Origin of the sequence: Mesorhizobium sp. M0816 (genome assembly GCF_040320005.1) — a bacterium.
In the GTDB taxonomy this organism is placed as follows: Bacteria; Pseudomonadota; Alphaproteobacteria; order Rhizobiales; family Rhizobiaceae; genus Mesorhizobium.
In genome coordinates this window covers 123,909-146,431 of sequence record NZ_JAMYOT010000016.1, presented here as the reverse complement: position 1 = coordinate 146,431, position 22,523 = coordinate 123,909, and the positions used below count along the sequence as shown (strand labels likewise).

Annotated in this window: 16 protein-coding genes; 7 read left to right on the top strand and 9 right to left on the bottom strand. The window is 56.4% G+C overall.

The window, feature by feature from the left end:
- Positions 1-313: 313 nt before the first annotated feature.
- The 3 genes from NKI17_RS23845 to dctP all read right to left on the bottom strand — a co-directional run bounded on the left by NKI17_RS23845 (position 314) and on the right by dctP (position 4,130).
- Positions 314-1,684: a TRAP transporter large permease gene (locus tag NKI17_RS23845; RefSeq protein ID WP_352458292.1), complete on the bottom strand. Its 1,371-nt coding sequence runs from the start codon at positions 1,682-1,684 to the stop codon at positions 314-316.
- A gap of 3 nt (positions 1,685-1,687) precedes the next feature.
- Complete coding sequence (locus tag NKI17_RS23840; protein WP_352854312.1) at positions 1,688-2,737, bottom strand: TRAP transporter small permease subunit; 1,050 nt, start codon at positions 2,735-2,737, stop codon at positions 1,688-1,690.
- Between the two features lie 109 nt (positions 2,738-2,846).
- Entirely contained in the window at positions 2,847-4,130 is a 1,284-nt protein-coding gene (gene dctP / locus NKI17_RS23835; protein WP_352906881.1) for a TRAP transporter substrate-binding protein DctP, read from the bottom strand.
- Positions 4,131-4,756: 626 nt separating this feature from the next.
- Here dctP and NKI17_RS23830 point away from each other — a divergent pair.
- On the top strand, positions 4,757-5,221 hold the full coding sequence (locus tag NKI17_RS23830; protein ID WP_352906880.1) for an Arm DNA-binding domain-containing protein: 465 nt from the start codon (positions 4,757-4,759) through the stop codon (positions 5,219-5,221).
- A 556-nt stretch (positions 5,222-5,777) separates the two neighbouring features.
- On the opposite strand, the gene NKI17_RS37040 is transcribed toward NKI17_RS23830, so the two are convergent.
- A complete protein-coding gene (locus NKI17_RS37040) occupies positions 5,778-6,050 on the bottom strand; it encodes a beta-barrel domain-containing protein (RefSeq protein ID WP_502894588.1) in 273 nt (90 codons plus the stop codon).
- Between the two features lie 116 nt (positions 6,051-6,166).
- On the bottom strand, positions 6,167-7,264 hold the full coding sequence (locus NKI17_RS23825; RefSeq protein ID WP_352783282.1) for a cupin-like domain-containing protein: 1,098 nt from the start codon (positions 7,262-7,264) through the stop codon (positions 6,167-6,169).
- Between the two features lie 183 nt (positions 7,265-7,447).
- Here NKI17_RS23825 and NKI17_RS23820 point away from each other — a divergent pair, with 183 nt between their 5' ends.
- Complete coding sequence (locus tag NKI17_RS23820; RefSeq protein ID WP_352457634.1) at positions 7,448-7,588, top strand: hypothetical protein; 141 nt, start codon at positions 7,448-7,450, stop codon at positions 7,586-7,588.
- Between the two features lie 68 nt (positions 7,589-7,656).
- Here the strand turns inward: NKI17_RS23820 and NKI17_RS23815 are convergent, their stop codons facing one another.
- From NKI17_RS23815 to NKI17_RS23805, 3 genes are read right to left on the bottom strand one after another with little or no spacing between them, the layout of a single operon-like run.
- Positions 7,657-8,982, bottom strand: coding sequence for an HlyD family type I secretion periplasmic adaptor subunit (locus NKI17_RS23815; RefSeq protein ID WP_352906879.1), 1,326 nt, complete (start codon positions 8,980-8,982; stop codon positions 7,657-7,659).
- Entirely contained in the window at positions 8,979-10,622 is a 1,644-nt protein-coding gene (locus tag NKI17_RS23810; RefSeq protein ID WP_352754714.1) for an ATP-binding cassette domain-containing protein, read from the bottom strand. The genes NKI17_RS23815 and NKI17_RS23810 overlap by 4 nt, the downstream gene beginning before the upstream one ends.
- Positions 10,623-10,682: 60 nt before the next feature.
- Complete coding sequence (locus NKI17_RS23805; protein ID WP_352906878.1) at positions 10,683-12,326, bottom strand: hypothetical protein; 1,644 nt, start codon at positions 12,324-12,326, stop codon at positions 10,683-10,685.
- A gap of 585 nt (positions 12,327-12,911) precedes the next feature.
- Here NKI17_RS23805 and NKI17_RS23800 point away from each other — a divergent pair.
- From NKI17_RS23800 to NKI17_RS23780, 5 genes are all read left to right on the top strand, one after another.
- The gene (locus tag NKI17_RS23800; RefSeq protein WP_352906877.1) at positions 12,912-15,062 is read left to right on the top strand and encodes an ATP-grasp domain-containing protein; all 2,151 of its coding nucleotides are present in this window, start codon (positions 12,912-12,914) and stop codon (positions 15,060-15,062) included.
- Between the two features lie 46 nt (positions 15,063-15,108).
- Positions 15,109-15,573 (top strand): hypothetical protein, encoded by a 465-nt coding sequence (locus NKI17_RS23795; protein ID WP_352457629.1) that lies wholly within the window; start codon positions 15,109-15,111, stop codon positions 15,571-15,573.
- Between the two features lie 311 nt (positions 15,574-15,884).
- Entirely contained in the window at positions 15,885-18,191 is a 2,307-nt protein-coding gene (locus tag NKI17_RS23790) for a CapA family protein (RefSeq protein WP_352906876.1), read from the top strand.
- 720 nt (positions 18,192-18,911) lie between these two features.
- Positions 18,912-19,337 (top strand): hypothetical protein, encoded by a 426-nt coding sequence (locus NKI17_RS23785; RefSeq protein ID WP_352451186.1) that lies wholly within the window; start codon positions 18,912-18,914, stop codon positions 19,335-19,337.
- A 175-nt stretch (positions 19,338-19,512) separates the two neighbouring features.
- The gene (locus NKI17_RS23780; protein ID WP_352574895.1) at positions 19,513-20,718 is read left to right on the top strand and encodes a TadE/TadG family type IV pilus assembly protein; all 1,206 of its coding nucleotides are present in this window, start codon (positions 19,513-19,515) and stop codon (positions 20,716-20,718) included.
- 373 nt (positions 20,719-21,091) lie between these two features.
- Here NKI17_RS23780 and NKI17_RS23775 read toward each other — a convergent pair whose 3' ends face one another.
- The gene (locus tag NKI17_RS23775) at positions 21,092-22,483 is read right to left on the bottom strand and encodes a UDP-N-acetylmuramoyl-tripeptide--D-alanyl-D-alanine ligase (RefSeq protein WP_352570596.1); all 1,392 of its coding nucleotides are present in this window, start codon (positions 22,481-22,483) and stop codon (positions 21,092-21,094) included.
- Positions 22,484-22,523 lie beyond the last annotated feature (40 nt).

Below are 22,523 nucleotides of genomic sequence, written 5' to 3'. Positions count from 1 at the left end.
TTCGGTTCCATGCGATTGCGGGCATGCGGCATATCTGCCTCCGCTCCGGTTGGCCTTAGCCAGATACCGCGAAACGATCTGATCGGCGGCAGGTTCCTTGGCCATCTCGGCAAGGACAGATGGGGCGGCATTCCCGGGGCGGCGTAGGCGAGATAACCAAGACTGGTCGAGTGCGATACACGCACTCGCAGCCAGGATTGTTTCAAGAAGCGATCTCATGACGACGCGCAAAGGAAGGCAAAAAGGTGACGCCGTTCAAGCAACAAGCTATCAAATTCGACTAATCCTCGGTGTCGGCAAGCCGCAAATGTGGTCAATTGCCTCCGTACATGACCTTCGGGAGCCAGACGACGATTGAGGGGAACACGATGCACAGTCCCACTCCGATCGCCTGCAGGCACAAGAAGGGGACTGCGGATCGAAAGATCGTCGCCATCGAGATCTCCGGCGGCGCAACGCTCTTCAGATAGAACAGCGAATAGCCGAAAGGCGGGCTAAGGAACGCCATCTGCATGTTGACCATGAAAATGACACCATACCACAGTGGCACGTCTTCAGGAGCCACACCGGCTAGCCCAAACGTGCCGCTGAATTCGAGTGGCTTTAGGATGGGCAGAAATATCGGTACGGTGAGAAGGAGAATGCCCACCCAGTCCAGAAACATGCCCAGGACGAACAGAATGATCATCATCAGAACAAGAACGCCGTAAGGCGCCAAGCCTGTTCCGAGTATCGATTCGGCTACGAAGTTCTGCCCACCTTTCAGGATAAAGAAACCGACGAACATGGTGGCGCCGAAGAATATCCACATGACCATCGCCGTGGCCTTGAGCGTCGCGACACAGGCCTCCCGGATCGTGTCCCAGGTCAGGCGCCGATGTGCGGCGCAGACGATGAAAGCCCCGAACGTACCGATGCCGGCGGCTTCGACCGGCGTGGCAATGCCCATGAAGATGACCCCGAGCACAAGCAGGATCAGCAGTATCGGCATGAACGTCCGGCGCAAAAGCTTGAGTTTTTGGGCGAAGTCAATGCGCTCGTTCGGCGGCAACGCCGGGCCGAGTTTGGGGTCGATGTAACAGCGCGCCGTCACGTAGGCGACATACATCCCGGACAGCAGCAGCCCGGGAAATACCGACCCGATCAAAAGCTCGCCCAGCGACTGCTGCGCCACGACGGCATAGACGATCGCCATGACGGAAGGGGGTATGAGAATGCCAAGGGTCCCGCCAGCAAGAAGCGAGCCGCAGGCGAGCTTGGCGTCGTAGTTGCGGCGCAGCATGGCCGGGAGCGCGATCATGCCCATCGTCACTTCCGTCGCCCCGACGACACCGACCATCGCGGCCAGCAGCGTGCAGGAGATCACCGTGGCCGATGCGAGCCCGCCTTTGAGTCCGCCCAGCCATTTGTAGACGACATCGAACAGCTCCTCGATGATGCCCGCCTTCTCGAGAATCGCGGCCATGAAGATGAAAAGCGGCACCGCCGAGAGCTGATAATCCGTCATGAACGGGAAGACCCGAGACGGCAGCATGTTCAGCATGGCCGAATTGCCGAACAGAAAGAGGAAAAGCACGGCAAGGCTGCCGGTGCAAAAGGCCATCGGTAATCCGAGCAGCAAAAGTACGCCCAGACCCCCGAACATCAATATGCTGAGCCACAGGATCGGAAGCTCGAGGCCCATCGCTCAGCCGATCCTTCCAAATGCAGTGGCGATGTCTCGCATCAGCCGGGATAGGCCCTGAAGCAACAGGAGCGCTGCCCCGATGGGGATCGCGAGCTTTACCGGCCAGTATTGGATGCCCCATTCGGTGAATGAGCGTTCGCCAACCGCCGTGGCATCGCTCGCAAATCGCCATCCTGTGACCAGCATGGTGCCGGTGAACAAGAAGAAGAAGGCCGAGGTGATGATGTCGCAGACAGCACGACCGCGTTCGGAGAGATGGCTGTAGACGATGTCTACCCTGACATGCGTTTCGTCACGGTAGGCATAGGCGCCTGCCAGCATGTACTGGATGCCGAACATAAGAAACATGCTTTCATGTACCCAGTTGGTCGGTGAGTTGAAAACAAAACGGGCCACCACTTCGTAGTAGTACGCCACCACTGCGAGAACCGACCAATACGCGACGAACTCGCCCGTCACGCGTACCAGCCAGTCGACCGGCTGGAACAACGCGAGCGGTTGCTTGACGGGCGTGGCTGGCACATCGACTACGAGCGGATGGTCGGCCGCGGCGCGCGCGATCTCACGGGTGCGGGTGCGCCGCACAAGACCGGGTATTAGAAGGGCGTCGCCTGCGAGAGCGAGACCAAGCAGGAGTCCGGCAATTCGGCCAATGCTGTTGGCGCGCTCGAGCCCATGGGCGGCGGCGCTCAGATTATCGCGCGCCACCGTGGCGTCTGCCTCAGCTTTCGCCAGGCGATCGGCAGCGCCTTCTTTGCTGGCTGCTACATCTGCCTTGGCACGCGGCAACAGCCTTTCGGCGTGTTCGCTCTGGGATCGCGCGAGCGACACTGCCTCACGTCCGTCGCGTACCTGGGCGCTCGTCCAAAGCACTGCAATGAACAGCGGGATAAAAATGAATCCCCACCTGCTCTTCAGATAAAACCGGTGCATGCCGAGGAAGCCTGCAGTGACCAGGAACAGGTAAGCAAGAAAGAGATTTGGACGGCCGGCATCGCGCTGTGCCCGCTCGCGATGGACAAGGAAGACCGCAACGAGCGGGAAAAGCACGAGGCTTGACCAGTATAGCCAGTGCGGCAGCACAAATGTGAGTGAGGGCATCGGCGACTGCCTCTTGCAGGAGAGTGCGCCCGCCCGGACAGGACGGGCGCGGAGAGCCTCAGAGGTTGATCGACAATCCCTGATACATGTCCGGGGTCACGTAACCGACGGTCGGGTTCTCCATCACCTCAAGCTGCAGTTTGAAGATGCGCGCCGCGTCCTTATCCTTGTTGGCCCACTCGAACCAGATTGGCACCGCGATTTCCTGGAACTTCTGGAGGTCCTCCGGTCCAAGCCGATTGATTTCAATGCCGGCATCCAGGAATTTCTGCCAGGCCTCCATGTCGGCCTTCTGGATGGCCCCGAAATGGACATTGGAATAGACTTGGATTTCGTCTTCCACGAACTTCTTGAGGTTGTCCGGGAGTTGGTTCCAGACATTCATGTTGACGGCAAAGTCCATCAGGTCGACGGGCTGGTATACGGACATCAGACCGGCTGGGCCCATGGAAATGTACTTGGTCACCTGCTGGAACCCGAGCGCCCAGTTTACCGCCGGCCCAGTGTAATCGGCTGCATCGATCGTGCCTTTCTCCAGCGCGGAGAACACCTCGCCGCCCGGCAGCAGCGTCGTCTTGGCGCCGGCTTTTGCGAATGTCTCGGCGATCATGCCGCCAGGTACGCGCAGCTTCAGGTCTCTGAAATCCTCGATCGAGCGGATCGGTGTCTTTGAGTGGATGATGTTCGGGCCGTGATGAATGCGGTTGACGTAGTAAAGACCTTGTTTCGCATAAAGGTCGCGCGCGGCCTGCAGACCACCTTTCGAATAGAAAAAGATGTCCCATTCGTGCGGATAGCGTAGCCCCATCGTGTAAGAGGAGAGGAACGCCGCAGCGGGAAGCTTACCGGCCCAGTAAAGTGAAAACGAGTTCATCGCTTCCAGAACGCCGTTCTTCACCCCGTCGAGGAGTTCGAAGTCACCAACGATGTCCTTTGCCTTGAACGGCTGAAATTCGAGTTGGCCTCCGGTCTTTTCCTTGATGGCCCCACACCAGCTCTGGAAAGTTTCAAGTCCGACGCCAGCCGGCCACGAGGTTTGAATTTTCCAGATGATTGTGTCAGCGGCTCCTGCCCTTCGAACCCAGGGAGCGGTAACCGCCGTCGCCGTCAGCCCGGCGACAAGTCCGCTCGACTTCAGAAAGCTTCGCCTTGATTTGGAATGCGATTCTCCGTCCATTGTCTTCCTCCCTGTTCGGCAAGCGGACAAACGATAGGCCCACCGCCGTCTCAAAAACTGAAAACTAATGACACACCCTTTTTGAGGGATCAGAGCATGCCAGCGCCACGAACGACAGAGAAAGAAACGGCGCAGCATGCAAATAATATAGCGCGACGCAAGCATTTTCAACCACTGCGCGCCCGACCCGTAATATGCTCGTGCGTTTCAATAAATCCACGGTTTTAGTGGGTTATCGGCTAGTCAACGCGGCGTTCCTTCGGCTTATACGAAGCTCGGTGCGGCTTCCGTCCCTGCTTCTCAAGCCGAAACATTGGCCAGGTGACTGCACTCCATGGTCCTGGTCTGCGTCGAAACGCCAGCGGTGCTGACTGCCGCCTTGGTGGCAAAGGCAATGCAACGGATTTGGAGCGCTGACTGCATTGCGGCTTGGATTTCATTCCAAAGAACTCTCCAACTTCCGGTCGTGCGGCGCTGATCGTGCCAGAACCATAGGATCTGCAAAAATTCGCCGTACTATTCCTCAGAAAAAAGTACGGCGGCAATTTCGCTAAGTACTTGAAAAGCGTGGTGATCCCGACAGGAATCGAACCTGTGACCTACAGATTAGGAATTTGTCAGACGGCCTTTCCTATTGTTTCCAAATGCAGGCCGCTGTACGATTGCGCTGCCGCTAACATATTCAAGTTGTTGTTGTTTTCGTATTGAGCGGCTATGATGGCGTAGTCAAACCAACAGATTCAGCCAGATGCAGCACGACGCAATTGCCGTACTAATCCCGTACTAATTTCATGACAGACCTTCGACTCGCCCTTACAGACCGCGCCGTCGCAAGCCTCGAGCCGGCGTCCTCAGACCAATATTTTGCCCGAGACACCGATCTGCCGGGCTTCATGGTGCTCGTGGGCAAACGGCAAAAGACATTCGTTGTTCAGGGTGAGCGAAGGAAGGCGGGGCGGCGCCTTTCCGTCCGAATGAAGGTTGCCGAAGTCGGAGAACTCACAACGCGCGCGGCGCGGGCGAAGGCCAAGGACATTCTCGGCAAGATCGCCAACGGCATTGACCCTCGCGCGTCGACGCGCAAGCCGGGCGGCGATGCTGCCGAGGTTGATTTGCCATCAGAGAGCGAACGCGGTCACGTCATCGAGCACAAGAGAAACGCAGCGATCTGTCGAAATGGGGGAATGACCTGCGGCAGACTTTCCGGACAATCGCCCAGGCTGCAGGCGTTGCGGAGTTGGACGTCCATCTTCTGATGAACCACTCGATCCCGGGGGTTAACGCAGGCTACATCACGCCCAACAAGCTGCTGAAGCGATCACCTGCGACAGCAATAGGAAGCAATCTAACGTCGGATGCTCGAAGCTGGGCGGTCGCGAGGGAATCAAACGAGGCTTCGCGCCTGGCCCGTCCTTCCCAGCAGGCGTCTGCTTTCTGAGCTGATGAGCGGCAAGGATTAGCGGCATCAAACGAGGGGGGTCGAGTCGGTAGAGCGCTACCGCCTTTCCCCACACTCGTCGAGCTGCCAATTCAAGCTGCATTGCTGCCGGTGAGCAGAGTCCGCTTGCCGGCGCGCCATATGAAGCACTATAGCAGGGAAAATCGTAAGCGGTGTTTCCGCGCGCCAAAACAAGATCGCCAGAGACGGGCTGTATGGGTCCGGTGACAAGTGTGCGCATGTGAAATGCCGCGACCCGGCGGGTAGAGAATTCACGTTTAGCTCTCTTTTAGTCCCGCGAATTCTGGAATAAGACATTATATTCGCCCAAATTATACTTTAACTTGAGCTCCAAATTCTTTTTGCCCGTCTCTTTATCCACGAAGGGCGCGACCCATAGCGGCGTAGACAGGAGCGCTGAGATACTCCCATGCAGACCTCGCTCCAGGTTCGATCATGACTTGCGTGCCCATCCCAGCTTGCAATGCTACAGGCGCTGCTTTCAAAGACTCCGGTCTCAGAACAATTCGAACTGAATAGAAAGTTTGACCGGTCCGAGGATCAATCAGTTGGTCAGCTGAAAGAGTGCGCATGTCGCCGCTCATCGCTTGCTGGTAACGTCTGCTCACAGCGCTCAGCCAAACCATCGCGTAACCGCCGTCCCCTCCTCAGCTTGTCGCAGGATGAAGGCGATCTGCACCTCCGAAAACTTCAACTCAGTGGAAAATTCCAGCTCAGAACGGTCAGAAATCCGGAATGCAGGTCACTGCCGAACAGGTAGTCCAACCGCGGGATGCGAGAGCGCCTCAAACTCTGCCTTCGTTAGGTCTTGCTCGGTCTGAAAACACCGCGCCATGAGGACTCCGAGATCTTCGGGGATCCGCAACGCCTTTGCTTGGTCCCGCCCCAACTGCGCCAGGAATGCGCACCATTGATCGTATTCGGTTTTGCCGGTGTCGCTCTTCCACTCAACATAGGCATGCTGGGCCAGAGTCTTAATTTCGTCGGTGGGGATCGGTTCGATGCCGTAACGGTATGCGCCTTGCAGGACCTGATAGCCGAATACAAGCAGAGCGCCGGCCCAGTCCAGCGCACTCCGTCTCAAACGCCGGTTGATGCTGACAGAGAATCCCTCGGTTTCAACCTCATGCCACCAATCGACCGGCATATACAAAACGTCACCTGCATTCAGTACGGCAATCTCTCCATGCAGTTGATTCAACAGCGGGAACTGGTCAAAATCGGGATTATTCAAATCCACAAGCGCCCGCCTGGGCTTGTCGGCCGTCTTTTCATGCTGCGGATAGATGAAACTATAATCCCAAGGGGGGAACATTTTTACGGCTTTTGTCCCGTGTAGCTGCACCAGGAATGCGTACCAATGATCATAATGCGCCTTGGCGGTAACCCCTTCGGAAGCAACATAGGGAGACGAGCCAACGAACTCCAGGTCACTTGGCCAAGGCAATGCCTCCAGAAGACTGCTCGGGACTTTCCCACCAAACATGTAGTAGCGCTCGTTTGCATCGATCAGTGGTTGCCATTCCCCCTGGCCTAGGATCCGCTCGAACAACTCACGGAAGGTCATTTCGTGTGTCATCCCGCTCTTGCGTAAGACATAGGATGCAGTGGAAACCGTGGTCTCGTCCCCTGGAACCACCGTAACCTGCCCGGTATGCCGCGCCCATTTGGGGTCATCCAATCCCCAGCCGTCGGAGGCTGCAACCCAGCCTCGAACAACAAACGGCCGATTTTGTCGGATTGCCGTGGAGATTTGCTTGCTGTCAATCTCCTCGATCGGTTTCATGTTAAGCTTTGGCGTTTCGCGAGCTGATTCAGCGAGTTTGGCGTTGCTGGCCATGGTTTCCACCCTTATTGAGATGACCTTAATCAAAGAAATGAAATACAAATTGCGTTTCAGTTGGATGATATGTGGCTGTCGGGAGCGATGTCGTCGTGCATTCGAATGGCAGCGATCCAGGCACTTGGTGTTCAATGGCCGTGCTGATCGACGAAAGCCGTCACCTGGCGGCGGGATACGCCGATGGCCTGGCAGAGCTTGGCGCTGTTTCCATTCCTCACCGTGCGCGAGAATGTCGAGTTCGGCCTGCGCATGCGCGGCGTCGACAGGGCCGAGCGGCGGCGACGCGTCGACTGGTGGCCGCGAATCTGGAAGAAGACATAATACTCGATACTCGCCCCCAATTATACTCGAACGGGAGCGTAACAGTCTTTGTCTATTGCTCGTTCTCTTTATTCACGAAGAGCACGTCCCATAGCGGCATAGACCGGCGCGCTGAGATACTCCCATGCTGACCTCGCTCCAGTTTCGATCATGACCTGTGTGCCCATTCCAGCTTGCAATGCTCCAGGCTTCAAAGACTCCGGCCTCAGAACAATTCGGACTGAATAAAAAGCCTGACCGGTCCGAGGGTCAATTAGCCGGTCAGCTGAAAGAGTGCGAACGTCACCGCTCATCGGTTGCTGGTAACGTCTGTTCACAGCGCTAAGCCACACCGTCGCGTGCAGCCCCACTTTCACCTGATCGACGTCGAGGGGGTCAACGTTTGCCACAACAACGAAGCTATCCTCCTGAGGGACGATGTCCATCAGCGGCTCTCCCGCCGTTACGACCCCTCCATTCGTGTGGACCTTAAGTCCCACTATGGTGCCTCCGATAGGAGCACGTATCTCGGTACGCGTCGCCACGTCATCAGCAGCGGCCATTCGCTGCTCGTATTCGTATATTTTGGCGCGGGTTTCTCCTAGTGTCTCGACGATATCGGCCGTCGTCGAGGCGCTAAGTTCGGCAATCTTGAATTTCGTCTCCTCCATCTTTTGCTGGGTCGCGCCGATCGACGCTACATACCCGCTTAGGGCACCTCCCACGTCCGCCTTTTCTCTTTCCAAATCTACAAGGCGCGTCCTGACTACCAACTTCCTTTCGTACAGGCTGCGCACATCACCTAATTGCTCCTCGATCAGCTCGAGCTTCCGGGTAGCCGCTACCACTTGCCCTTCAAAACCCTCTATCTCCTTCGCCATGCTTCCGGTTGCTTGCTGCAGCAGGGAGAGCTGCTCTCTGAAGAGGTTTTGACGTGTCCGAAAGACACTCTCCTGCCCGGAAGCAGCATCCGCTGCCAATTTGCCGGACGCTTTCAATTCAGGCGGAATTTCGATCGAGTCCTTTCCATCTCTTTCCGCGACCAAGCGCGCTTCCATAGCCTTCGCCTCGTACCACTGCGCCTTGATTTCATTTGCAGCAGCCGCCGAAGCGGTGTTTTGCAATCGTATCAACACCTGGCCTGGCGACACGCGATCTCCTTCTTGAGCCAATATCTCTGATATGATGCCGCCTTCGAGGTGCTGAACTGTCTTTACGTTTGACGCGACATTCACCACCCCGGTGGCCAAGACCGCACCCTGGATAGGTGCCGCGACAAGCCACATGCCGGTCAGAGTCGAGAAGGCAGCGACAATCGCGAAACCAGAGATCACTAAACGCCTACCAAACGGCGGCGGATCCTCGGCTTGCTGGGTGCCGGAGTGTTCGGTGTCACGGGCGAGCGAAGCTATCATTTAACGCTCCGCAATTCAGTTTTCCCGAAGCGAACGGGAGGAACCGAACCTTCGGTGAGCTCAGGCGATCGACTTCCTAGGATCAGCGACCTATCAACTAATCCGGCAAGACGGTTGGTCTGTCCGGATATGGTGACAATTACCGAGCTTCCCGCATCCTTCATAAGCCTAACCGCCGACTCGAGGGTCTTCTTCGAGGCAGCGTCCAAATTGGCGAATGGCTCGTCCAAGACAATAAGCCTCGGCGCGCGAAAGAGCGCGCGGGCAAGGGCTACTCGCTTCCGTTCACTCCCGGACAGGCCGACCGAGTCATTAAGCAAAGTGTCGTAACCCTGGCCCAGACGAATGATAACTTCGTGTATTCCGGCTATTTTTGCTGCGGAAACCACGTCATCGATAGAACTTTGTTGAAAACGTGCAATATTTTCCGCGACGGTTCCCTCAAAAAGTTCAACGTGCTGAGGTAAATAGCCGATGCCTCCAACTCTAACATTATCCGGAAGCCTGGTTATGTCCATGTCTCCCAAGCGGATCTGACCGGTGCGGGGCTTGAGCAAACCAATGAGAAGACGAGAAAGCGTCGTCTTGCCGGTGGCTGCACGTCCTATGACCAGCAGCAATTCCCCAGGAGCCAGAGAAAGCGACAGTTTCCTAAATACGTCTGCTCGCGATCCAGCATGCCTGAATGTAACTTGATCGAGAACTAACGAGCCTTGCGGCGTTCCAGGAAGCAGAGACGGCTCTACATCCAACGGTTTGGCAAGCTCCGCCTTGATCTTGGAGTATCCCTCCCGCGCTTCCCTGAGACTTCTGAGCTCCCGAACTGCCTTTTCCACCATTCTGTAAGCAAATCTGGCAATGAGCCGGGCTGCAAATACACCTCCGAGGGACGCCGAATCGTTCAGGAACAGCCAGATGCCCGATGCCAATAGAACTATGTAAACGCAACGGTTCAGCGCCCGGATCGCTGCATCAAGGCTCGATCCTCTGGCATTAAGCCGCTCCCGCTGCAAAAAGCCATCTACTCTGTTCCTACCCCAGCGACCGGCGATCGCGTCGGCCATTGCGAAGGCGCCGACTACGTCTTTGTGCCTTTCCGCTGAGATCAATACCTCTTTCGCCTGCTTGGCAGCTTCACGTTCAGCTTGGCGGGGCTCTTGTGTGATCTTTTCTTTGAGCAGGCTCATACCTGTCAGCAAAGCCATGCCTGCCAACGCGATCAGGCCGAGAACAGGATGGATCAAGTATACACATAACAGGAAAACGGGAGCCCAGACCACGTCCAGCCAAGCAGCTAGCCCTCGCTCAACAAAGCTGGAGACTTTCTCGATGCTGGTCAGAAGCGGCGGATTGGGGACGCCTGCCGTCAATCCGGCTTTCACGGACTGGCTGGTCAAGTGGTGCTCGATCCAAACGCTCCAGCGGGAAAGCATACGACGACGAATGGCTTCCAGCACGACGCCGGTTACCAGAGCGAGCAAGGCGGCCAAGGTCAGAATAACGAGGGTTTCCACGCTCCGGCTGGAAATGACCCGGTCGAATATTTGTATAAAATAAAGCGGCCCAGCAAATCGGAGCGCATTGATACAGACACCAAAACCCACAACCGCAGCAAGGCCGGGTATCGACCTTCGCCACATTTCGCTGAGGGGGGCGCTGTACCGCCGCCTACCTCGTGTTCTCAGCAAGGACACCGTCTTTCACGCCCGTCCAAGCGGGGCATGCTGGTCGGGGTCCTCGTTGAAAATTCCCGAGAAATTCATGATCATCCCATCCAAATCGTCATGAGGGCCCAAAGCAGGTCCCGCAAGAACATTTGGCTGAAGCCGATTTGCTGCCCAAAGGCGTTCATCGTGATCAACTGCCTCGAACATCGACCAAGCTCCGCTCACGAGGTTGTACATTTGGGTGGCGGACAGGGGAGGGCACCCGAGGGCTTGGACCAGGCTGCCCAGAGATGACTTGAGGGCTCCACGGGTTTTTGCCAAAACTGCCGCTTCTATCAACTCAGCGGGCGCCTGGATCGACATAAACGCGGGGTTCGAGCTTTGCGATAGCAACTCGGGTAAGGTGACCGAGACGCTCCCGAAGGGACTGGGCCATGTCGCCCTGCTGTCACTGGCAGGCCTTCCCGGACCAGGTGTTTCTCCCAACTCTGCCTGAATCAGTTCGTGCGCAAGCTTCCCCAAAAAATCAATTCGCAGCTGGGAAGAATAGGCTCGACCCTGGTCGCGTGCCATCATTGGATTTGGGGAATCAGCAATACGCCGTAGATATGGATTATTGCCCTGTCCGTTAGCCAGTTTTTCAGAAGCGCGAGCCTTTAGAACGGGGCTGAGTGCCCCATCCTGGAGCTCCCATGGGGAATAGACATGCAGGCCAGTGGCTTCCTCAGCCTCCCTCACACCGAGCGGCGATCGGCCGATCCTGCCGCTAATTGCAAGTACCTTGTGGCCAGCAGCGCGGAGGGTATCAACTCCATACTTTGCTCCCATCGCGTCATAGGAAGCGAAAATCGCGCCAAGAGCCATGCTCCGAAAAGATTCAGCCAGAATTAGCTCGGAAGTTTCCTTCTGCTGCAGCCCATCGGCAATCTCAATAACAGCGACGTCACATCCATTTTCAGCGGCATGGTTCAGTAGGCGGAACGCGCCCTTCTCAATCAACTCTACCGGGGCTAAATACGTCGTTGCAAATCCGGCATCTGTGAAATCAAGAACGATGTCGGCTCCGGCATCCCGCACAATCCAGGTGTCGCCACCCGAGCCAGTTCCTGTAATTTTCAGTGCCGCGACCTTCAGTCCCGCCTTTTTGAACCCTCGGACCAATGACGTTGCCGTCAATGTCTTGCCGGCGTTCATTGACGTCCCAAGCGACAGAACAATCGGCAGAGAAGGGGGTAAATCGTCTGAGCTGACCTTGTAATCCCACACGTTTAGCCGGCGGCCGAACTTGTCGCCAATCAGGCCGAGCGGGGTGATCTTGGTTGGCGCCAGCATGCGAGCATGCCTGGAAAGCTCACATGCCGCGATGCCGCCCCCCGCTACCAAGTCGCACGGCCCCAGATCGGGGCCTATTACCGCCTCGAACTGGTCAGGAGCGTACCTGTTTCCATAACAGAGGATTATCTCATCTCCGCGAAACATGATCGCCTTTCGCCCGCAGATGAGCTCCAGTCTGCTGTGATTGCCGAGTTCATCAACGCGCGCCAAAACAAGATCGCCAGCGACGGGCTGTATAGGTCCGGTAACGAGTGTGCGCATGTGAGATGCGGCGACCCGGCGGGTGGCGAATGCTCGTTTAGCTCTCTTCAGGCGCCCGCGCTTAATTCTTGAAACGGACATGAACCCCCCAACTTACATTTGGATGGCATTTAGAAGTCTTTTCTGTTGTATGTATAAGATTAAGCCCTTTTCTATACTCCTCTCCGTTTGCAATCGATTATCCAATAACCAATATGATTGGATAAATATGATTAGATAAATAGCATTAGATGCCCAAAATACATACCCAAGCTGACGACTTTTAACGGCTATTAACACTATAATGTCTGGATCTCTGCCATTCGAATGCATGACGACATCTCCCCGCGAGGCCACATACCATCCAGCTGCATTGTCCGGATCAGGCCGGCGGGAAATCCACTGGTCTTTCAAGAGAATAAGAACGCGACTTCCGGATGCTGCGGCCGTAGCGTTTAGGCTGAACGCGGGGGATCAGAGATAAAGCGTGCTTAAATGTGGTGGAATGCGCCACATCTTCGCCCCTTCACATCGGGTCTTGCCGAAGCCGCTCATGCCCATCGATGCGATGCCCGTTTCGAGATGCATTTGAAGTGGCTGCAGCGGAAGCGTGGTCAGGAAGTCTGTATTGTGGGAGACGGTCGAAAAGCAGGCGGAGCGTGAACATCCGGGGTCAAAAGTGGGGTTATGGTCAGCCTATCTGAAGAGTTTGGACAAATTGAGATTGTCAGTTTTAAGGTGCTATCGGGACTTAACGTGCATAGCACGAACACGGTGGTCAAATTAACCCTGAATATCGGGCGGCTAGCGGTTTCTTGCATCTCCGATTTTACTGCGCTGGCTCGCTCAGCGCTGTCCGAAATGTTTCCCGGTTGTGCACAAAACGCTTTGGTCCCTCGCTACATTGCCGACGCAATCCTGTCCGCTGATCTTGAGCTTCGCCGCGCGATGAATTTCTATTCGTTTTCGCCGACGGCGTCGCTAATAGGCGATCCGTCCGAAAGCCATCTTGCAATCGTTTGGGAGTCGGATGACCCGCAGATGTCGCGCGCGGCTGCTTCGGCTGTCGTTGACGCGATTGGTGAGGCGGCGCGAGGCGAGGACGGGGCAGCGAAATACGCTCAGACTCGGGAGCTAAACCTGGAAAGGGCGAAGAGACGACGTCTTTCAAATTCGACCGCTGTGCTTGTAGCTGCAGCTAAGAGAAATCACATCCCGTTCGAATTCATTGCCCGTAACCACCTTCGCCTTGGCCAAGGCAAGCACCAGAAGCAGCTGTTCTCGACGATATCGGGTTCTACATCGTTTGCGTCGGCGAAGGTGGCCTTGGACAAAAGGCTGGGCAACAGACTTTTGGCGCAAGCGGGGATCCCAGTACCCCGTCAGATTACCGTTCGCACCAAACCTGAGGCCGTCGCTGCCGCCAAACAGCTGGGTAAGACCGTCGTGGTCAAACCGGTTCAGGGAAATCAGGGGCGGGGAGTCTCGGTTAAACTGCGGGGACGCCGTGCAGTTGAGGCTGCATTCGATATAGCGCACGACGTCACTCAGTCAGAGCGGTTTGGCGTCTTGGTTGAGCAGTTCATCGCCGGCCCGGAATTTCGAGCGACAGTCGTTGACTATCATCTCGTGGCGGCGGTCATGTGTTGCCCCCCCCAAGTCGTTGGCGACGGTGAAAAAACGATAGTTGACCTGATTCATGATTTGAACCGAGAACCCGACAGAGACGGGAGACGTCTTTCTCCTGTAGAGATTGACGATGAGCTGCTACGGCACCTAGCCTTGCGTCGTCTTACGCTGGAGTCCGTCCCAATTTCCGGGCAGCCTTTGGTTCTCCGACCTACCGGCCACCTCGCCCGTGGAGGCGTCCCGGTCGATGTTACAAACTCCGTTCATCCAGATAACAGGCAACTGTGCGAGCGCATCGTGAGAGTCATCGGCCTTAACATTGCCGGGATAGATCTCATCATGCCCGATATTGCAAGATCATACAAAGAGGTCGGGTGTACTGTCATCGAGGTAAATGCACGGCCGGGGATCGAGTTTCATCTTTGGCCGCGAGCGGGGACCTCGAGAGATGTGAGTGAGATAATCCTGGCCAATATGTACAATGAGCCGGGCTCTTCGGAAATTGCCACCGTACTCGTCATCGGCGATCGACACACTGGTGCGGTGGCGACAGCAATCGATCATCGGTTCCAGGCGGAAGGGCGAAGAGTTGGTCTCTTGTCGAAAAGAGGCGCTTACATCAACACTGTACCCCAGGAATTTGGGCGGCGGACAACCCCGCAAATGCTGGCCAGAGACCCGTTCCTGGAAGCCCTGGTTTATGCAGCCTCTCCGGACAGACTTTGGGCGAGCGGTCTTTGTCTGGGTGCTTGCCGTGCGGTCTCGATGACTCGAACGGATGCAGACAATGGTACAGTTCTCGAAGATCTCGCTCAGCGAGTGTTGCAGTGCGGAAACCAGGGCTATTTCATTGTCAACAGCGAAGATGAATGGCCCCGCCGTGCGCTGTCGACCTTGCCGACCACACGACTAATATTGGTCAGTTCCGAGCCTGATACTGATACCGACCTACGTCGGCACCTACAGAGTGGTGGTTTGGTTCTAACTTTGAGATGGAGCACTGACGGATCGGGTGCCAAAATGGCGCTTTTGTCGAGATCTGGTGAGCTAGCCGCGGAACCCCTCGCATCTATGTCTCAGTCGCGGCCACCGCAAATAAAGGCTGCCATGCACGCAATGGCAATGTCGTATTTGGCAAAAAAGGATGGCTGGTTCGATGAAGTGGCCCCGTTTCCTTCAGTTCGGCCCGAGACGAATGACGTTCGATAGCAGTGATGAGTTTATCGATTCTGCTCAAGCTAAGGAGAGTAAGGTTATGAACACTGTTTCGCCGATTGCAACACCGAGTGTTTCGCTAAGTGATGCGGCGACACTCGTTGCTTTGACTTTGAAACGCACCACAAACAAAGCGGGACAGCCGCGAACCCGTGCAAGAATGTCGTACAAGACATTCAGGCGCCTGACTGGACGGCGTGTCGGCGGGGCGGCGTTCGTGAGAGGCTTCACGGAGGAATTGTTGAAGCTAGGCTGGCTGATGGTCCGTATGCCATCGGCTTACGGCTTCGTGCGCGCCGCCTCCCTCGACAAGTGGCGTCTCATAAAATCAAATATGGTCGCGGAAGAACTTAAGGTGATTAAGGAGGGATCTGCGGCGAAGGCATTGGAGAGTGCTCGGCAAGAGCTCGCTGGATCGGGTGAGAATAACGGTTCAGCAGGCGGCCTCAGTAAGGCAGTTCGAATAAGCGGAGAGAAGAAAAAGCCGGTCGCAAGCATCGGATAGATGTGCCTCGTCAGGAGATTGATTTGTGTAGCCCCCATCAGGGGCAGGCGAATTGAGGCCAAAACGCTGCCGGAAGCTGGGCTGCAGACTCGGATCCAGCTTCCCACCATGGAGCGAAAATGCGGCCTCAGAGCATGTTGAAGGACAATCTCCACGCCCTGTAGAGAGTTGGCCTCAGGGCAACCGACGGCATGTCCTTTCGATCAATTTCAGCACCCGTCGGCGAAAGGTTCGCAGGATTGCGGAGCGCAAGACTTGTGAATTCTTGCGTCTCAGCGTTCGCAGAAGAAGCAGTAGCTTTGGGGAAAAAGATGGCGACTGGATCTGTTTACGTCTGGGAGCGTTGCGATTCAGATTTTACTGGCGGCCGGGTGCATTCAACCGAGGTCGAACTGCCTTATCTTTGCCAAAACACGGGGAGGCAAGGGCTGCGTGGGCGGTACGTGGACGTAATCGGTCATCCAGCCACGGATGTTCACTGGCCCACGGGTGAGATGGGCGAAGCACTGCCCGACAAGCAAGGTAACTATGTTTTCAAGCCTTTCGGCGGCGGAATTCTTGGTGAACAGGAAGGTTGTGAGGCCGCGGCACGCTTCGGCCAGGTCAACGTCTACTACCACGTCTCCTTGATAGCTCATCGAGTGAACGAAGTGCTGCGTTCACTCGGCGAGGGCCCGTTGCCGAAGGTCAGAGCGATCGTTAATGCGCACCAGCCGAAACAAGGGGGAGTTAACGGGGATCTGCTTAGGTTGGTGCCGGTCAAAGGGACCAAATACCGATATCCAGCAAGAATCGAAAATCTCGATGATTTTTCGATCCCCCTCTGTGGGGAATTGCTGTTCGGCCCGGGGCGTGCAGTCACAGCGGAAGGGTGGCTTCCACGAATTTCAGGCGGTGCTTATCTGTGCGACCCCTCGCACAATGCCAGTTTCATATATCAGGCATTCGGGTTTCACGTGGTGCGCCATACCGCTGACATCCAAGCTGACAGGCTGCATGCACCGCGCGCCAGTTTCAGTAAGCCTGGTCCCCTTGAGTACGCCTTGAGCGCATACTTTGCGGCCGCGATGCTGTCGACTCCCTACGTATGGTGTTGGCACCTCCGTCATGATGCCGAGTTCGTACCATCGGATACTCTTGCCAATGATTCGCGTATGGACGACGCCGAGTTGCCACCGCCGGAGGCGCTGGTCGCGCAAGTCATAGCGGCGACAATGTGGGACCTACACAAGGCTTTTCCGGGAGACGAACTTACTTGTATTTCGTTAGTTGTAGCTGCCCTTTTGGCGCTGGGACGACTTTCTGATAGCCCGTATGCTCCTTCCGGAATTCGAACGCGTGCCCTCAGGTCACTTCCGGAGAACTTTGCCTCGTGTTTGCTTCATGCAGACCGAATGAGATTCAGCAGCCGTTACGAAACACTGATCCGAAGCGTTTTTGAGAAACGTGGGATCGGCTTTAGTTCTTCAGCGGTTGAGACATTGTTGGCACCCTCCGTTCAGCCACCCCTCTACCGCCTCAGTGAATCGGAAGAAGTCCGGCGCCATGTTGTAAAAATTCGCGAGAAGTTTTCAGAGGTCATAATTCCGGATGACATCGATCTCATCGACCCGGACCAACTTGAACAGTTCCTCTCTTCGTCCGCCAGCGCTCCGTACCATTTGGCGGCGGTCGGAGATGTGATGACCGGGATGCGGATGCGTCATCGTATCCGCAGGTTTGGCCCAGACTATGCCTTCGCCTGGGTCAGGCCGATCTTTAGACGCTGCGCTTTGATAACGGGAAACCTTGAGGGGCCGTTCTCCACCATCTCTGAGAAAGCAGATACCACTCGGAACTACTCATACAAAGTCGACCCCAAGTCAGCCTCTGTCTTACGTCGTGCAGGCTTCGCTGCCATGACTGTCGCGAATAACCACATTCAAGACTGCGGTCGGGGTGGCGTGGTTGAGACGCTAGCCACGTTAGAGCGACAGTATATCCAACCGTACGGTGGTGGTAGGAACCAGAGCTCTGCTTACCACCCCGCGATTTTTGATGGCGCAGATATCCGCATCGGACTTCTCGGATATTACTGGAACCGTCGAACAGCGGCTCGTGGCGAACTTCCAGGCTCCGCACAAGATGTGCCCGAATTCATCGAGCGTGATCTGGCCCAACTTCGTCCACTGGTCGATCGGATCGCCGTGATGGTACATTGGGGTTTGCCATACCAGCGCCAACCTACCGAGCAAGACCGCATGAAAGCACGGCTATTTATCGACCTGGGTGCGGACGCAGTCATCGGCCATCATCCCCACATCCTTCAGCCGATCGAGATTTATAATGGTCGGCCGATATTATACAGTGTCGGCAATTTTGCATTTGGGTCCGGAAACAGCAAAGGGGAGTCCATTCTGCCTTGCTTCCACTTTGGTGCGAAGCAGATCCGTTTAGATATTTATCCAGTTTACGTTCAAAACAGAGATCCGCGCCTCGACTACCAACCAAAGATAATGGGAGGAGCAGCCGGTCGCGCGACAATCGATCGGTTGCTGGCGTTGTCGCCTGGACTCGCCGATGTTGTCGTAGCCGTTCAAGACAGATGCCTTAGATTGGCCATCCCTGCACTGGCGTGAGGCTCCGAAGCTCATGCGTATGCCGTACGCGGATTTGCACTGGGTTCCTCGATCGCAATGGCGGCGCGAGCGATACGTGCCGACAAAACAAGGAGCCGATACCCTGTCACGCAGGACGCTGAGGTGCCGCGGAGGCGTCGCTTGCGAACATTGCGAGGACCAGACGTGGAGAAACGAACTCTTTACTGCTCAGCCGGTTTTGATTTGTTTAGCTGCCGCTAATGGGATATGTCATCCCTGCGGGATCGTCCATGGGAGCGACAGGTGCGATTTCTAATCCGTCTGTTAGGGGCAGTCATCTTAGGCTGTAGTCTGACGTATTCAGGCCAAGTACTTGCCTGGAAGGTCGGCAAAGGTACGACCTCAGCAACTATTAACGGCATAAAGTTGACAGTATACACCTATCATCCGAAGAACTGTGCCAATCCATCGATCCTGTTCGTGTTCCATGGACTAAGCCGAACGGCCGAATCCTACCGAGACTACGCGCAGCCTCTTGCGGATCGAAATTGCCTGATCGTTATGGCGCCGCTTTTCGACCTGGAAAGGTTCCCAGGCTGGAGCTATCAGCGGGGAGGCATTGTCAACTCGGGCACAATTCAACCTCGGGACAGGTGGACTGTCTGGTACGTGAAGGGCTTGGTAAACTGGGCGAGGGCCCGAGAGGGGCTGCCGACTGCCCAGTACTACCTTTTTGGGCACTCGGCGGGAGGTCAATTCATGTCGCGTGTTGCAGCATTTGCCTTGTCGGATGCCAAGAGAGTGGTCGTAGCCAATCCGTCGACCTACGTATTGCCTTCCCTAGCAGAGGCGGCAGCCTACGGGCTGGGATGTCTCTCCTCGGGCTGCGTCTATACGCCGGATCAAGCCTCTCAGGAGTTGAAGGCCTATCTGGCTTTGCCTCTAACGATCTATCTTGGAGAAGACGACACTGGCGATGTCGATCTAAACGAAAGCGCAGCTGCTATGCGCCAAGGAGAGACGCGTTTGGATCGGGGGCAGTTCACTTTTGAGCTGGCGCAAGCTGTCGCGACCGCTAACGGGTGGCCTTTCAATTGGCGTCTCGTGATTTTGCCGGGTGTCGGACATTCGGCACGCGACTTGTTGCAGTCTGACCAGGCTCAGCAAGTCTTCGGCCTTAAGTAAAGAATTAGCACATCGCTGACTTCAAGGTCTGCCGCGTTTCACTCAGCTCAATGAGCAGCGAGACAGCTTGCATCGCCTTTTTGCCGAGCGTGAATTGCCGCTGCGTTTTGTTGTTCTAATTTAGTAAATTCTAAACCATCTTCGGTCTAAGTTGCTCTTAAGAGAGGGCTTCTGGATGCGGAGACTGAAAGATCTGCCGCCCGAAAAACGGGGGAACTTTGCCGTCGCGATGGCCTTAATGGTGGTGCCACTGGGCTTGGCCCTCGGCCTTAGCATTGACTTTACCAACGCCGCTTCCTGGAGATCCAAGCTGCAGGAGATAGCCGATTCGGCGGCTCTTGTTGCTGTCGAGAGCGATGGAGGAAACGAAGCAGCCGTGCAGGCCGCGAAGAATTGGGCGCTGGCCAATGGCTCCTTCGTGACCGGCGCTGTCGTTGGGGTGAGCATCACCACTCCTTCTGCTGGGACGCGAGAGGCGGCGGTTGAAATCTCAGCTGGAATGCCAACCGCTTTCATGAGTCTTGCTGGAATTCGGAGCATTAACCTTCACGCGGCGGCAACGGCCCGAAAAGCCGCGCCGGATTATTGCTTCTATGTCCTCGATCCTGCCTCAAATGGAGCGCTGACGGTAATGGGTTCCGGGGGGCTTTCGGTGCCAAACTGCGGTATCCAAGTGAATTCCTCCAGTCCAAGGGCACTGAGGCACGTTGGAACCGGAAAGATTGTCGCCAGAAAAATCTCTATAGTGGGCAATTACCAAGGCGGCGGTTACACCATCATCCCGAAAACCAACCAACCCGAACTTGCAGACCCCCTTGTCGATCTACCGCAGCCCGTTCCACCGAACGGCTGCGACTACAGTGATCAGATGCTGACCGATGTTACCATTCCGGCCGGCCGGGTGTTCTGTGGAAACATTGACCTCGATGGAAATGTCGTTCTTTCTCCCGGAGTTCACTATTTTCAGAACGCAACAGTGAGCATCGGCAGCCATGTGAATCTCTCGGGCGACGAAGTCACGATATTCGTTGACTCCGAGTCAAGCATTATTCAGTCAGCAGGCAAAGGTGGCGTAAGGATTTCGGCTCCCACGAGTGGCATTTACGCTGGCATCGCTATCTTCGGGTCACGCACAGTTACGCCCTCTGTGCCCACGGTCTCATTGTCCGGAAACAAAAACTACTTAATTGAAGGGGCTATCTACCTGCCCCATCATCGTTTTCGGATGAGAGGGACAACAGACCTGAAGTCGACTGCCAACTCAGGTTGGATTGTTGCGTGGCAATTTTTCTATAGTGGCAACTCGAGTGTGGCCCTGGACTGGTATGGTGCGACTCCGCCGAAAGGCCTTGGAGACTTAGGAATAGTGCTCCTTCGCTGAAGCAATACTGATGTCAGTGCTCGGCACAGGGCTAATCTTTGTTGTTGCTGCATTGGGCTCGGACCAACCAACCATTCCCGGCGGCTGCCGTTATATGCATGGCCGAAATGACCGAGCGGGCATGACTGTGCGCAGCTCTTCGGTTGGCGGCGTCCAGCCGGCGCTACCCTGGTCACCCGGAGGCAGCACAGATCGAATCAGGCGGCGAAGCACAATTTTCCGCCAAGTGCCTGAGACTGTTTGGTAGTGGAACCAGTCATGGGCGGAGCTGATCTCCGGTCAATTTTTCTGCTTTGGTCCAAAAAAACAGCGAAATTCGACGAATCTCAACGTTTCGGGCACTCCTCAAACACCGATGCTATATCGCGGCGGACTAGCGTCCAAATTGCCGGCGCAAGCGAGTTACAACTTCATGCAGACCCATGGCATTCGAAGCTTTCACAAGAAGGCGGTCCTTCGCGCGCAGGATAGTGGCGAGCTCGGGCAACACATCGTCTGCTGTCGCGAAGTGTGGGCCGAGGAGGTACTCCGGCAGGGCACGACGGAGATATGTCATCTGCGTCCCAACCGTGATCACCATATCCAGATCGGCCGCGAGAACGGGTTCCGCCAGACCGGCGTGAAATTCGGCCGATCGTGGCCCGAGTTCCCGCATGTCGCCAAGAAGGGCAAGCTTTCGGCCCCCACTTGCGCGCTTCCCCTCAGCGAGTGCCGCCAGCACGGCGGCCACCGATGTCGGATTCGCGTTGTAGGCCTCATCGACGACATGGATCTCGCCGGACGCGAGGGCGATGCGTATGACTTCGCCACGTCCGTGGATGGCCTGCACCTCCCCGAGCGCATTGGTCGCAGCTCCCAGATCAAGGCCGAGCGAATCGACAGCCGCCAGCGCGCTGAGGCTGTTGACTGCCATGTGCCGCCCTGGATTACCTAGCTTGTAGGCGAAATCCCGGCCCTTCAGGACCGCACGCACCAGTTGATCTTCGTGCGAATAGTCCACGAGCCGGTAGTCGGCCTTAGCATGTCCACCGAAGGACACGACCTTCGCCCCGAACGACAGCGCGCGGGCTCGGAGATATTCGAAATGCTCGGAATCCCGAGGCATGATCGCAGTGCCGCCCTCAGCGACATCGTACAGGCGGGCTTTCAACTTGGCGATGGCCTCACGCGAGCCGTACTCTTCGAGATGGGCGTCGCCGATCGTCGTGATAAGAGCGACATGCGGCTTGAGCGCAGATACCTCAAGGAGCCGCCGAAAAAAGCCAATCGACACCTCGACAGCGTGGATGCCATCAGGGGGAAGGTTGGCGATCAGGCCGAGCACGCCGGAGACGGTATTGAAGTTTTCGCCCGGAAAAGGTGGATAACCAGCTGCGGTGAGAATGACGTTGATCATCGCCGTGGTGCTCGTCTTGCCGACGCTGCCGCCAACCGCGATCAGGCGTCCGCCGTAAGCAGACCGCGCTCGCTCGGCGAGATACTTCATGGCGACGCGGACCGAAGCCACCCGGAGCAACGGCAAGCCTTCGAAGTTGGGCCGGTACTCTCGGTCCGCGAGGAGCGCGAGCCCCTGTCGCCTGAAGCGCCTGATCTTCCTGGGGTGTACGCCGTAACGGTAGGTGCCAACGCGCGGGATGACGAGCGCGCCGGGGCCGATCAGTGCGTCGCAGAAGGCTATGCAGTCGGTCGTCCAGGCTTCCGGCAGCTCGCCTTCCCATATGCCTCCGGTGATCTCCGCAAGCTCAGCCTTCGTCCAAGGGTGCATTTCTCCCCCTGTCCCGCCGATCGATCCGCGCCTCGGCCAC